9 protein-coding genes and 1 pseudogene are annotated in these 13,165 nt (G+C 60.4%); 3 read left to right on the top strand and 7 right to left on the bottom strand.

The genetic code is table 11. The features are described from left to right. Positions 1-20: 20 nt before the first annotated feature. From IG168_RS10860 to murI, 5 genes are all read right to left on the bottom strand, one after another. On the bottom strand, positions 21-1,094 hold the full coding sequence (locus IG168_RS10860; RefSeq protein ID WP_193164421.1) for a 3-deoxy-7-phosphoheptulonate synthase: 1,074 nt from the start codon (positions 1,092-1,094) through the stop codon (positions 21-23). A 339-nt stretch (positions 1,095-1,433) separates the two neighbouring features. Continuing rightward, complete coding sequence (locus IG168_RS10855) at positions 1,434-4,910, bottom strand: UvrD-helicase domain-containing protein (protein WP_193164420.1); 3,477 nt, start codon at positions 4,908-4,910, stop codon at positions 1,434-1,436. Then, positions 4,907-5,911, bottom strand: coding sequence for a lysozyme inhibitor LprI family protein (locus IG168_RS10850; RefSeq protein ID WP_193164419.1), 1,005 nt, complete (start codon positions 5,909-5,911; stop codon positions 4,907-4,909). Before IG168_RS10850 ends, IG168_RS10855 begins: the two co-directional genes overlap by 4 nt. A 128-nt stretch (positions 5,912-6,039) precedes the next feature. Further along, positions 6,040-8,745 carry a PD-(D/E)XK nuclease family protein gene (locus IG168_RS10845; protein WP_193164418.1) on the bottom strand — a complete coding sequence of 902 codons (2,706 nt, stop codon included), beginning with the start codon at positions 8,743-8,745 and terminating at the stop codon, positions 6,040-6,042. A gap of 88 nt (positions 8,746-8,833) precedes the next feature. Next, positions 8,834-9,661 (bottom strand): glutamate racemase, encoded by an 828-nt coding sequence (murI, locus tag IG168_RS10840; protein ID WP_193164417.1) that lies wholly within the window; start codon positions 9,659-9,661, stop codon positions 8,834-8,836. Positions 9,662-9,731: 70 nt separating this feature from the next. On the opposite strand from murI, the gene rmuC reads away from it, so the two are divergent. Genes rmuC through IG168_RS10825 form a run of 3 tightly spaced genes read left to right on the top strand, consistent with a single transcriptional unit; the run spans position 9,732 to position 12,564 of the window. Continuing rightward, positions 9,732-11,150 carry a DNA recombination protein RmuC gene (gene rmuC / locus IG168_RS10835; RefSeq protein ID WP_193164416.1) on the top strand — a complete coding sequence of 473 codons (1,419 nt, stop codon included), beginning with the start codon at positions 9,732-9,734 and terminating at the stop codon, positions 11,148-11,150. 6 nt (positions 11,151-11,156) lie between these two features. Continuing rightward, a complete protein-coding gene (locus IG168_RS10830) occupies positions 11,157-12,092 on the top strand; it encodes an AEC family transporter (protein WP_193164415.1) in 936 nt (311 codons plus the stop codon). 7 nt (positions 12,093-12,099) lie between these two features. After that, positions 12,100-12,564 (top strand): DUF2489 domain-containing protein, encoded by a 465-nt coding sequence (locus tag IG168_RS10825; RefSeq protein ID WP_193164414.1) that lies wholly within the window; start codon positions 12,100-12,102, stop codon positions 12,562-12,564. Between the two features lie 41 nt (positions 12,565-12,605). On the opposite strand, the pseudogene IG168_RS10820 reads toward IG168_RS10825, so the two are convergent. Next, positions 12,606-12,860, bottom strand: a pseudogene (locus IG168_RS10820) (tRNA (uridine(54)-C5)-methyltransferase TrmA); the annotation flags it as partial. 6 nt (positions 12,861-12,866) lie between these two features. Then, on the bottom strand, positions 12,867-13,165 hold a 299-nt coding region (locus tag IG168_RS20645; protein WP_226876835.1), incomplete at its 5' end, for a Rossmann-fold NAD(P)-binding domain-containing protein.

Here is a 13,165-nt window from a genome sequence, read left to right as displayed (position 1 = left end):
AGTAGGACAGGTGTATTTAGTTAGCCATTGCGAGTTTTCAGTACATCACGCAGCTGGTCGGCCATCGACACCAGTAACTGCTCGGTGGTTTCCCAGTCGATACACTTATCCGTTACCGAAAGGCCGTATTCCATCTGGCTGTGATCTTCCAGAATCTTCTGGTTGCCGGCCTTAAGGTTGCTTTCCACCATGATACCGATAATGGACTTGTTGCCATCCAGAATCTGATGGGTAACGTTATCGACCACCAGGGGCTGTAACTCGTGGTTCTTATTGGAGTTGGCGTGGCTGCAGTCAACCATGATATTCGGCATGATGCCGGCGCTGCGCAGTTCCTGCTCGCACATGGCGACGCTGACCGAATCGTAGTTCGGCTTGTCGTTGCCGCCGCGCAGTACTACGTGACCATACTGGTTACCTGCGGTATGGATGATGGCCACCTGGCCTTCCTTGTTGATACCGAGGAAGCGGTGCGGGTGGGCGACGGATTGCAGCGCGTTGATCGCCACATCCAGGCTGCCGTCGGTGCCGTTCTTGAAGCCCACGGCAGAGGAGAGGCCGCTGGCCATTTCCCGGTGGGTCTGGGATTCGGTGGTACGCGCGCCGATGGCGGACCAGGAAATCAGGTCCTGCAGGTACTGTGGCGAAATCGGGTCCAGCGCTTCGGTGGCCGTGGGCAGGCCGAGTTCGGCGATATCGAGCAGTAGTTTGCGACCGATGTGCAGGCCGTCCTGAATCTTGAACGAGTCATTCAGGAAGGGGTCGTTGATCAGGCCTTTCCAGCCCACGGTAGTGCGGGGCTTCTCGAAATAGACGCGCATGACAATCAGCAGGGTGTCGGACACCTGGTCCGCAACTTTTTTCAGGCGCTGCGCATAGTCGATGGCGGCATCGACATCGTGTACGGAGCAGGGGCCGATTACCACCATCAAGCGGTGGTCTTTGCGGTCGAGGATATCGCGTACTGCTGCGCGCCCGGCGGCGACGGTGGTTTCCGCGGCATCGCTGACGGGCAGCTCGGCTTTCAGCTGCTCTGGGCTGATCAGGATTTCCTGGGAGACGACATTCAGGTCGTCGAACTGCTGTGTGGTCATGGCTCTCACTAAATACTGTGTAATCCTTTAGCCGCCGTGGCTCTGGCGCCAGGGCGGCCGTCTATCCTACTCAGCCCGTTGGGGCAGGGCGAGGGTTTCATTTGTAACTAACTGGTATTCAGTGCCTTACGATGTGCGGGGCAAAAGCATCCTATGGCGAGCACAATCTTGGGATAATTCACTCGCCAATGTGGAGCTGTTTCAATGTGGCGCGGATGAGTAGCACGCCGGGTGACTTCTTACGAATGTCGATTTGGCCCCGGCGCGATTTCGGTAGAGGCGGGGTAGGGGGCGGGGTAGGGGACGGCGTTAGATGTCCGCCGTCGCCCCAAGTCGGCCCTATTGCGGAAGCTCGGCGAGCTTCTGTAGCAGCGGGAAATACAGCGCGCAGCGGATGTCGCGCTCACCGCGGGCATAGAAGAGCTTGCGATAGGTCTCCAGTTGTGCACGGTAGCGCTCCAGCTGGGCGGCGATAAACTCGTCCTCGATTTCCGCTGCTGTGGGCTCTGCAGTCTTGTAGTCCACAATCCAGCGCGCTCCGTTTTCGTCAATAAACGTCCGGTCGACGATGGAGCGGCGGAGCTGGCGGCCGCCACTGTGCAGTTCCATTTCGCACGCGGATGCGCTGTGGTTGCCGTCGAGTAGCCAGCGTCCCTCTTTGCTGGCGAGGGTATTGGTGATCGCCTGCTCGACTTTCTCCCTGGCTTTTTCCAGGCCACTTCCATACAGGCCGAGCTGGCTTAAACGCAATTGCCACAGGGGGCGCTGTTGTTGTACCCGCTCAAAATTCCACTGCTCCACGCCGGTTTCCGCGATGGTTGCGAGGGTTTCATGGGCTACGGTACCGGCGTGGCGTAGCCAGCGCTGAGCGACCTGGCCCATCTCTGCAGGAATGTTAGGGGGCGTATTGGGCTCGTCGGATTCCGCCGGTTGGTAATCCGGTGTACGGTATTCGGCCAGCCAGTCCCGTCTCGGCAGGGCAGGCACCTGCCAGCTCTGCGGCAGGCGCAACAGGTAATCCCTGTCGCTGCGGTTCTGGCTATCTTCCAATTCAGTGTCTGGCGCTTCCAGCCAGTGACACCATTCATTGTTTTCATTCTGCAGTATCGACGGCCAGATTCCGGCGAGCAGCGCGGCGGCACCCGGTGATTTCAATGTCTGCTTTTTCTCGTCCCGTTTGACGCAGGCGAGCAGGTGCAGGGAGCGAATGGCGCGTGTGCAGCCTACGTAGAGCAGGCGCGTTCCTTCTAAACGCTCGCGCTCGTTGTTGTCGTGCTTGAGGTAATCGAACAGCGGATCACTGTCACCGCGGGCGCTCTTCGGCGCGAGCAGGAAGCGGCTTTCACCCTCGTGATTCAACCACTCGGCCCAGCGCAGCAGCTGGTCGCCACCGGGTTTGCCGCCCTGGTCGAGCCCGGGAATCAGCACATGCTCGAATTCCAGGCCCTTGGATTTGTGGATCGTCATGACCTGCACGCCGGTATCCTGGCCGGGCCGGGCGAACAGTTTCTCCAGTGCATTGTAAAACTGCTGCCAGTCGCCGATGGTCCCGCCGCTGTCGAATTTTTCCAGGAGCTGGAAGAAATCCTGCACATTGTCGAGTTCGCCTTTGTGCGTGACGGTGGCGGGGCCGCCGAGGGCGAGCCACAGCCCCTCTATCCAGCCCCGCAGCGGCTTGCGTCCGCGCTGCCGCCAGGCCTGCAGGATCGGCTGCGCGGCGCGATGCAGTCGGGCGCGGCCGTCGTCACTCAGCAGCGGAATCGTATCGATTTCTTCGAGTGCGAGCAGCAGCGGGCGTGCGCTGGTATCTGTCGGCGCGGTGTCGCCATTGCCGTAATTGGCCAGGGTATACAGATCCGGCAATTGCAGGCCGGACCAGGGAGCGCGCAGCAGGGCCAGCCAGCTGATGCGATCGCTCGGGTCGAGCAGCGCGCGGGTCAGGCTGAGCAGGTCGAGTACGACCATTTTGCTGGCCAGTGGCGCCAGGTCCGGCGCCTGGAAAGGAATGCCGGCGGCGCCGAGGGCCGGCAATACACGGCCCAGGTGTTTTTTCTTGCGCACCAGAATGGCGATGCGGCCGTCGGGATCTTTGGCGTGCAGGTCCCTTACCAGGGCCACCACCTGCTGGGCTTCGCGATCGCGTTCCTCGTCATCCACGCAACCGTAGAAATTCACCGCCGGGGCGGGCCACTTGTCTCCTTTGAACGCGTGGGACTGCAGATAGCGCACGGCCCCGCGACTGATATTGTCCTCGGCCGGGAAAGCGCTCTGGAAGGTCTCGTTGACCCATTCGACCACAGCGCTCTCCGAGCGGAAGTTCACCTGCAGGTCCAGCGGCTGCAGGGGCACCCTGTCGTTGTCCTGGCCAATACCGCGGGCGCGGGCATCGAGGAAAATACCCACGTTGGCATTGCGGAAACCGTAACAGGACTGCATACCGTCACCGACGATAAACAGCGTGCGGCCATCGTCGTACTCCCAGCCGGCAGTGAGTTTTTCCAGCAACTGCAGCTGCATCTGCGACGTGTCCTGGAACTCGTCGACGAGAATGTGTCGGGTTTGCACATCCAGTTTAAGCGCCAGATCCGTGGGTGCATCGCTGTTGCCGAGCGCGATCAGGGCGGCCTGGGCAACCTCGGTGTAGTCGGTAGCGCCGAGTTGCTGGAACACCAGCTTCAATTGGGCGACCAGATTGGGCAGTACCTGTGCCAGCGCCTGCAGCAGTTGCCACTGACTTTCCGCCAGGCCCGACGGCAGGTTGCGCACCTCATTGATTGCGGCGAGCAGTGCTTCGTTGCTGCCGAGTTCAGCCAGCAGGTCCTTGATCCGTGCCTTGTACTCGTTGGCCAGCGCCGTTTCCGGATCTTTCTTGTCGACGGCCGGAAAGCCCACGCGCTTGTCCACCGCCTTGCGGATATCCCCCTTGCCGGTGACCAGTAGCTCGGTCAGCGCGAGCCAAAGGGGCAGGGCGCTGTTGTCCGGATCTGGCAGGGAGTCCATGTCAGCGCAGAGGCACAGCGGGTGTGCGGGTTTTTCCCGTTGCAGGTTCCGGCCGGCGTAGCTGGCCAGTTCCACCAGCTCACCGGCGTAACCGCGCAGGTGTGACGCGAGGTCACCGAGGTGTTCCGCCACCAGTTCGTCGATCGCGAAATGGAAATAGTCCTGCGCGCCCTCCTGGCCGACGCTCAGCAGGGGGCCGAGCCATTGCTCGCGTTTTTCCAGCAGTATCTGCAGCAGCTTGTTGAGCTGGCCCAGGTCGTTGTCCAGGTGCAGCAATAATTCCTGCAGGGCGCTGTCCGGCGTTTCACCGTCGAGACGCTTGAGCAGATTGACTACCGCCATTTCAAAGGCAACCTGCGTCTGCTCCAGCGGTTCCCCCGGCGCGCCGAGGCCGCTCTCGATCGGCAGCTGGCTGGCCAGGCTGCGGCACAGACCGTCGATGGTCTGGATACGCAGGCGCTGCGGCATCTGCAGCAACTGCCAGTTCAGCTCCTGGTCGCGGGCGAGCAGTTTGCGGGCCAGGTCCCAGGTCACGGCGTCGTGGGGATTTTCCGGGCGCTCGGTATCGCGCGCCAATAGCAGCGCGTGGACCAGGCGCTCGCGCATTTCGCCGGCGGCTTTGCGGGTAAAGGTAATCGCCAGCACTTCCTCCGGCTGCTGACAGCTCGCCAGCAGCTTCAGGACGCGCTGGGTGAGCAGGCCGGTTTTGCCGGATCCCGCTGGCGCTGACACCGCGAAGCTGCGGGTGATGTCCAGCGCGTGGCTGCGCGCGGTAGCGTCTACTGGTTGGGGTGTTTTTTCTAGCACTGCGTTCATGACTGGTGTGTTTTCTGGACTTCTCTTAATGCAGGCTTATCAAGGTCGGACTTCTTTAGAATCTGCTCTACTGTTTCGGTTTTTCCTGTGACACAGTCAGTTGCTTCAAAGGTTAAGCGAAAAGTAAATTCATTGTCCGAGCTTAATTTGTAGTCAACAAGCTGCTTCGCGATTTTGTCGCTTATAGAGATCTCAGGATCTGATTTACGCGTGCACAGTGGCTCTTTGCTGGCTTCACTGTAGATGTATTGTCCGGAGTATACGAGCCTTTCATAGATCTTGTTTGGACCAACTACTAGTAATGAAATACTCTCCGATACACGCCCGTGTCGAACAAAGGAGTTTCCGGTTACGAACACCACTTGTTTGTCGAGTCGAATTGAGTCTGTTCCCCGGCTACTGAGGTTGCTTGATATTCTCTTGGCGGTGCCCATTTTGTAGTCAACTTTGTATAGGCCCGCGATTATGGGAGGAGCATAGCTAACGTCAATTAGATCTATATTCTCGTTAAGTTCGTAATATAGAGCGTTTTTGAGGACAGCTTCTCCTTGTGGAAACCCGTAAGATTTTGGTAATGCCAGGATGGCCTCTTTCTTCTTGCCAGAAAGTGGTAGAAAAACCACCTGTTGTGGCAGGAGAAGCTCTGATATCTGGGTTTGCAGAGCGTCAATGCGATTCATGTATAAAGCTTTTAAACATACAGCCTGGTCCTTTGCCTCTCCGCAACGTGAATTTCTATCTTTGATCCAGCGCCTCTGGCTTGCTAAGAGCGCACTTGAACGGTTTGAATCCAGATGGTTTCTGAGTGTGGCGTAGAGGTGGTCGAGTTTGTCGTCCAATTCGCCCAGATATCCCGTGCTACAAATTGCTTTTTCGATGTTCGTGGATGACTTCGCGCAGTCAAAGCTCACGGCATGAGCATGCAGGTGAGCAAACAAGCTTGCGCTGATAATAAATAAGTATTTTGTGGCCGACGCAACCATATTGATTTTCTGTTTCATCTCTATCTGAATTCCGTTGACCTGCTGCTCTATTCGGAGCGATCGTTCCCTGTTTTCAAATTTGATACTTGTTCGCCGCAATATGGCTGACACTGTCCAGTGCAGTCGCAGCTACGTAATCCCCGAGGTCATTCCTGAATCTGCTCCCGCTCCGGCCAGCGATTCAGCGGCCAGAGTTCACTCTGGTTCTGGTTGTCCTGTGGGCGGTCGAAATTCAGTGTGGCGACGCCAGTGCGGTATTCCTCGGCGAGCAATTGCAGGCCCTGCCGCCAGTAATCGCTGAGATCCTGCCAGGTGGTGAAGGGCGAGTCTTTCTGCGTGTCCGTCACGGCCTTGATGCCGTCGATGGGCTGCTCCAGCTCACCGCAGCCGCGCCACTTGCAGTCGCCGTTGCGCACCTGGCCGAAGGCGATGGCATTGGCCTTGGGCTGGAAGAGTGCGTAGAGCGGCAGTTGTGGTTCGCGAATGCGGTCTTGCAGCCAATCATTGATACTCGGCTGGCCGGTCTTGTAGTCGATGACGAGTTGCTCTCCGCTGGCGAGCTGGTCGAGACGGTCCAGGCGCAGGTTGAACTGCAGTCCGCCGATTTCCACCTGTTGTTCCCACTCGATCTTTTCGACCGCAAAAGCGGGGCGCGTCGCTTCCAACTCGAGCCACTGGTCCAGAAGCCGAAGTAACCGCTGGTGTTCCATGGCCCAGAATCCGGCGGGCAGGTGCGCGTGCTTCCTGTACACGTTGCGCAGTGAATTTTCAATGGCGTCGTCGATCTGCTGGCGGCGCGCGTTCTCATCGAGGGCTCGCAGATGGGCGACATCGCCGCACTGTTGCCAGAATTCCGCGAGCACCTGGTGCACGATATTGCCGCGCTCTGCGGGGCTGAGGCCGATGTCGGGTGCCATGAATTCGCTGGCGCCGAGCCGGTACCGCAACTGCGCGTTCAATGGACACAGCGCCTGCGCCTTCAGTACCGAGGCACCGCCGCGCACACGTTCGCAATCTGCAGGTTTCAGTGGCGGCAACTGGCTGTCGGCAACGGTTTCCAGTTGGGTGGCGCTGGCGAGCTGCGCACTGTGTTCTTGCAGCGCGTCGGATTCCAGTGGCGCCACTGGAACGGGGGTGCCGAACAGGTTGCTGAGCCCCTGCTGTACGCCGTCTTCCTCGCTCGCGTAACTGACCACGATATCGCCGCTGGCTTTGAGCAGGTCGTCGGTCAGCTCGCGCGCCAGTTCCAGTTCCCGCTCGGCACTGGCACGGGGCATTTTCCAGTGTTTCTGCCACTGGATCGGCAGCAGTGGATTGGGCGCCGGCGCCGTGGGCCACTGCTGCTGGCCGAAACCGACCAGGCGCAGGTGATCGAACGCGAGACCGCCGGCCTCGAGCACACCGAGGATCTGCAGTGGCCCGTCGCGGGTCTCGGCCTGGAAGGGCGTGCGGCTGGCAATCTGGCGCAGCTGCTGCAACGCCTGGGTGATGGTCAGGCTGCCGCCAAAGGCGGACAGCGCGGCGAGATCTTCCAGCGCGCTCTCCCAGTGCATCAACTGCTGGTATTCCTGACTGTCCGGATTGCGCGGGCCGGGCCAGCCCAGGGCCGCCAGCACTTCGGAAAAGCGCGCGGCCCAGATTTCCGCCGGTGCGCGTTTCCAGCGCCGCTGCCAATCGCCGATCTGCTCCAGCTGCCGGGGCAGCAGCGGTGCCTCCAGGCTCAGTCCTTCGGCTGTCCGTTCGGCCCAGTAGCGCAGGGTGGCGCCGTCGATGCGGCGCAGTTCCATTTTCTGCAGGCGACGGAACAGGGCAGTGCGCAGCCAGATCTCGTCCTCGCCGCCCCAGAAAGGACAGAACAGCAGGTTACGCAGTTGGGAATAGTCCCACTCCTCCTGTAGCAGCTCCAGCAGCTGAAGGGCCGCGCCGCCGACTGGTGTCTGCGCCAGTGGCGTACCGGCAGAAAAGTTGAAGGGCAGGGTGTAGCGGTGCTGGCCGGGATCGAGAAACTGGGGTTCCAGTACCCGGGCAAAAATGGACTCCACCTGTGCGCGGCACTGCCCCAGGTTGTTGACGACGATACCGACACTGGTGTGGGGATCGCGCTCCAGCTTTTCGGCGGCCCAGCGTGCGGCCTGGTACAGCTCTTCTTCCAGATTCTGGCAGGGCGCACTCTCCGGGAGCGCAGGGTTGCCGGTGGCCGGGCGCGCGATGACCTTGGCAGCTGCGCTCTGCAGGATCGCGTCAGCCAGCGGCGAGATCTGGGCGAAGCCGGCGGTATCAATCTGCGGCAGGGAATCGATGGCGCCCTCGCGCAGGGCGCGCAGGATCAGCTGGTCGCGCTGGTCCGGGGTGATGGCATTGTGCGTGTGCAACTGGTGGGTGAAAGCCCGGATCATGCGAAACAGCGGATATTCGTCCCGGTTCAGGGTCAGGGCAAACTGTTCCAGCAGCGGTTCGATGGCGCTGTCGAGGTCGTCGATATCCGTTACCAGCTGCCATTGCAGTAACTGGGCTAGGGCGCTGTCGGCGTCGCGGCACAGCTGCTGGCTGTTCAGCAGTTCCCGCTCCAGAGCCTCGTCGAGGGCACGCTGCCACAGCAGCTGGCGCTGCTCGCGGTTCAACACCTGTTTCAGCGCCGGTTTCCAGCCGCGCTGTTGCAGGCCGAACCATAGTTTGTCGAGCCAGCCCTGCAGCGATTCCACGGGCGGGGGTGCCCAGCAGGAGCCGGCGGGTTGCTGGCTGGCGTACACCTGCTGACAGCGGTTGCGCAGGCGGTTGTTAGGGGTCAGCAGCAGGCCTCCCGGAGGGAGCTGTGCGAGGATTTCCAGGACGGGGAACGCCGGTTGCAGCATGAAATCTGGGGTCCGAATCGGGCTTGGTTATTGGGATTAACGGTCGCGGTTTGCGGCGGAACTGTCAACCGGATTGCGCGGGTTGTCGTCAGGGCGCCAGGCAGCGAATACTGGGCGCGAACTCGGCGAAAGCGCGGGCGATCTGCCCGTCCGTATCGGGCGCACTGGTCAGTAGCTGGCTGGTGCCGGGCTCGCCGGGCAGCGGGCGCTGTAGCTCGTCGAGCCACCACTGAACCCGGCGGGCGATGGCGGCGCCGGAATCCAGCCACTGAATAGACCTGGGGGCAAAGCGGTCCAGCTCGTTGCGCAGCAGCGGAAAATGAGTACAGGCGAGCACCGCGATATCCACCTTGTCGCCGCCGGCAGTGTCGAAGATACGGTGCAGTACCGGTTCCAGATCCGCCGCGGAGAGGGACTCACCGCGCAGCTTCGCCTCGGCCAGCCGCACCAGTTCCGGCGCCGGCACGTTGATCACGCGGCTGCGGTCGGCAAACTGTTCGATCAGCTCGCGGGTGTACTTGCGGTTGACTGTGCCCTCGGTGGCGATCAGCGCGATGGTGCCGGTCCGGCTGGCAGCGGCCGCTGGCTTGACCGCGGGCACGACGCCGACCACCGGCTGGGTCAGCGCTTCGCGCAGCTGGGGCAGGGCGAGGGTGCTGGCAGTGTTACAGCCGACCACGAGAATATCCGCTGCGGTGGCCGCCATCATCGCCGTGGCCTGCTCGACGATACGCGGCCGCAGTTGCCCCTCGGTCTTGGTGCCGTATGGATAGAAGCCATTGTCGATACCGAAATGCAGGGTCAGGCCCGGCAACAGGGTGCGAATCTCCCGCGCGATGCTGATGGCGCCCACGCCGGAATCGAAGATCAGCGCGCTGGGAGGCAAGCTGTTAGAATGGGCGCTTTCCGTTTGCATGTTCAACTCAGGTAATTCGACTGCTGGTTGCAGAAGAATACCTCAAATCCAAGCGAGTTTTTGAGAGTCTATGCCCTTGTTCCCGCTACAGCTGAGCGCCGATCACGCTATCCTGGCCGCCGTCTCCCTCCTGATAGTCCTCGGGGCCGTATTCTGGCTGGCCCGCGCGGGCGCCAGGCGCAAACTCGACGGGGCCGGCAGCGAACTGCAGGCCGCCAGAGCGGATTTGAAGATACTGGAGGCGCGCCTCGACAGCAGCCGCGAGCGGGAAACCCAGCTCGCCGCTGAGGTGCAGTCCCTGCGGGCCAATCTGGAAGACAAGCTGCAGCGCCTCACCCGCAGCCAGGTACTGGTGGAAAAGGGCGAGGCGGCACTGGCGGAACAGCGCCAGTTGCTGGAGCAGACCCGCAAGGCCATGGCGGAACAGTTCGAGAACCTCGCCAACCGTATATTCGAAGAAAAACAGCAGATGTTCGTGCGCCGCAGCGAGGACAGCCTGCGCAAGAGTCTCGACCCGCTGGAGCGCCAGCTGGGGGATTTCCGCAAGCGCGTCGAGCACGTTTACGACCGCGAGAATGCGGAGCGCAACAGCCTGATGGGGCAGATCAAGGCGCTGCGCGAGCAGACCCAGCGCATCAGCGATGAAGCCCTGAACCTGACCTCGGCGCTCAAGGGTGACCGCAAGATCCAGGGTAACTGGGGTGAGGTGGTCCTGGAGCGGCTGCTGGAGGAGTCCGGCCTGCAGAAGGGCCGCGAGTATGAGACCCAGGTGACCATCACCTCGGACGGCCGCCGCCGCCAGCCTGATGTGATCGTGCGGTTGCCGGAGAACAAAGACCTGATCATCGACTCGAAAGTGTCACTGGTCGATTACGAGCGTTACAACTCCGCCGAGTCCGACGAGGAGCGCGCCCAGGCACTGAAACAGCACGTGAATTCCCTGCGCGCCCATATCACCGGCCTGAACAAAAAGGCCTATGAGCAGCTCGAAGGCGTGCGCACGCTGGATTTCGTTTTCATCTTCGTGCCCATCGAGGCGGCCTATATGCTGGCGATGCAGGCGGATCCGGAGCTGTTCCGTTTCGCCTATGAGAAGCAGATAGTCCTGGTCAGCCCTACGAGCCTGATGGCCACCCTGCGCACCGTGGAAAATATCTGGCGCTACGAGAAGCAGAACAAGAATGCGGAAAAGATCGCCGCTGAGGCGGGCAAGCTGCACGATCAGTTTTCCATGGTGCTGGAGTCTCTCGACGAGCTCGGCGATCGTATCCGCCAGGCCGATACCGCATTCCAGCAGACCTACAAGCGCCTCGCCACCGGCCGCGGCAATGCCGTGAAGCGGATCGACAGCCTGCGTAAGCTCGGCGCCAAGACCCGCAAGCAGATCGATGCAGACCTGCGCGAGAAAGCGGAGGCTTCCGATCGCAAGGCCGCTCTACCCGAACCGGACCGGGAGCCGGAAACCGAAACTGAAGATGTGGGCGAATAAGTTTCCGTGGAGACCTTCGCTTTTGCACTGTCAGTCACCGGCCCGATTTTCCTGACACTGATCATCGGCTACTGGCTGGCACGTATCGGCCTGCTGCGCGAGGCATTTGTCGACGATGCTTCGCGCCTGGTGTTTATGATCACGCTGCCGGTGCTCCTGTTTATCAAGATCTTCACCGCCGACGCGGAACTCGGCCGGCAATTGCCGCTGCTGACTGCGGGCCTGCTGGGAACCCTGGTGACGATACCCCTGGCCTGGCTGGCTGCGAGACCCCTGGTGCGCGGCGATCGCAGTGCGTTTATCCAGGGCGCTTTCCGCGGCAATCTCGGCATTATCGGGCTCGCCTGGGCGGCCAATGCCTACGGCAGCAGTGGCCTGGCACAGGCGGCACTGCTGATGGCTGTCGTAACGATTCTGTACAACCTGGCCGCGGTAGCCTTATTCGCGGTTTACAGCCAGGAAGTGAAATTCAGCTGGGCCAGGCTCGCCCGTGACATCGCGCAAAATCCTTTGATCGCCGGAATTGTGCTCGCACTGATCGGCAGAGCCATCGGGCTGCAATTGCCAGACATCCTGCTGCAGACTGGTGACTACCTGGCCTCGATTACTCTACCGCTGGCCCTGTTGTGTATCGGCGCGAGCTTGGATTTCAGCCTGCTGAAACGCAGCTCACTGGCGGCGTTCGGCGCGACGGCGATCAAACTCCTCGCAGTGCCGGCGATCATGCTCGGCTTCGGCTGGATGATGCATCTGTCCCCGCAATCCATGGGGATCCTGCTGTTGCTCGCAGCCACGCCCAGCGCCACGGTTTCCTTTATCATGGCGCGCGCGCTCGGCGGCAACAGTCAGCTGGCCGCCAATATCGTCGCGCTCAGTACACTGCTTTCCATTGTGACTGCCAGCCTCGGGCTGGCAATGATTGAAGTTCTATTCCAGAGGTAGACGTCCCATGACCGTATTTCCCACCTGGCTGCTGGTTGTCGCCGCGCTGATCATTTTCGCGCTCGCCGTCGTTGCCGGTTACTACCTGCGCAAACTGCAGTTGGCGCAGAAGGAGCAGGCCCGGCAGCTGGGAGAACTGGAGCAGGCTGCGCAGGACCAGCGCCAGCGCGTTAATGACAGCATCCAGATTCTCGCTCGAACACTGCTTGACGACGGTATCGGCCTGACCGAAGCCTCGATTCGCATTCGCGTGTTGCTGGATGCGCTGCAGGTAGAGCAGGGCGTGCGCGAGGAGTTTGTGGCCTTCTACACCATTGCCGACAAGACCAGCCATATACCGTTCCTGCAGGAATGGAAGAAGCTGCCGCGGAAAAAACAGTTCCAGTTTGAAGTGGAGATGGCCGAGATCGAGGTGGAGTACAAGGATTTTGCGCTGGACGCGGCGCAAAGGATTCTCGGCCGGGAATTTTAACAATAGGGAAGGATCGATCGCAGCCCTCGGCTGCGATCACTCTATTTTCGTACCAGTAACAGTCCGGATTCCGTATGGTCGGTATACGGGAACTGGTCAAACAGCGCGAAGCGCTCCACCCGGTGGGTTTTGCTGAGTTCCGCCAGGTTTTCCAGCTGTGTCTCCGGGTTGCAGGAGATATACAGAATGCGCGGGAAGCGCGCGACCATCGCGCAGGAATCGGCGTCGAGGCCGGCGCGGGGCGGGTCTACCAGTACCGTGGAAAACTCATAGCTGTCCAGGTCGATATCCTTGACCAGTATTTATTCTTTTACGAGTTTGAATTTGTACAAACTTTCTGCACTATCTCTAATTGTTTCCTTAACGGAGCGTGGCTCCCATCCCAAAATTTTCTTTGCTCTTGTGTTATCGATGTTTTTTACTTTCCCCGACTCTGAAGCGGGTTCCTTTAGCGTCTCGTTAAATACGGATAGGGTGGTAAGTAACCAGTTTGGGATTTGATATCGGGGTACTTTAGAGGCTCGTGAACCGAGCTCATCTTTGAGAGTTTTTGCTAGATCGATTAACGGGGATCCCGTATTTGCTGAGGCAATAAAGCGTT

It is taken from the genome of Microbulbifer hainanensis (genome assembly GCF_014904735.1).
In the GTDB taxonomy this organism is placed as follows: domain Bacteria; phylum Pseudomonadota; class Gammaproteobacteria; order Pseudomonadales; family Cellvibrionaceae; genus Microbulbifer; species Microbulbifer hainanensis.
Note: the sequence above shows the minus strand (reverse complement) of the source record. Positions and strands in the feature narration are given on the sequence as shown.

Coding starts and splice junctions, on each gene's coding strand:
- IG168_RS10860 (WP_193164421.1), bottom strand. CDS start 1,094: ATGACCACACAGCAGTTCGACGACCTGAATGTCGTCTCCCAGGAAATC.
- IG168_RS10855 (WP_193164420.1), bottom strand. CDS start 4,910: ATGAACGCAGTGCTAGAAAAAACACCCCAACCAGTAGACGCTACCGCG.
- IG168_RS10850 (WP_193164419.1), bottom strand. CDS start 5,911: ATGAAACAGAAAATCAATATGGTTGCGTCGGCCACAAAATACTTATTT.
- IG168_RS10845 (WP_193164418.1), bottom strand. CDS start 8,745: ATGCTGCAACCGGCGTTCCCCGTCCTGGAAATCCTCGCACAGCTCCCT.
- murI (WP_193164417.1), bottom strand. CDS start 9,661: ATGCAAACGGAAAGCGCCCATTCTAACAGCTTGCCTCCCAGCGCGCTG.
- rmuC (WP_193164416.1), top strand. CDS start 9,732: ATGCCCTTGTTCCCGCTACAGCTGAGCGCCGATCACGCTATCCTGGCC.
- IG168_RS10825 (WP_193164414.1), top strand. CDS start 12,100: ATGACCGTATTTCCCACCTGGCTGCTGGTTGTCGCCGCGCTGATCATT.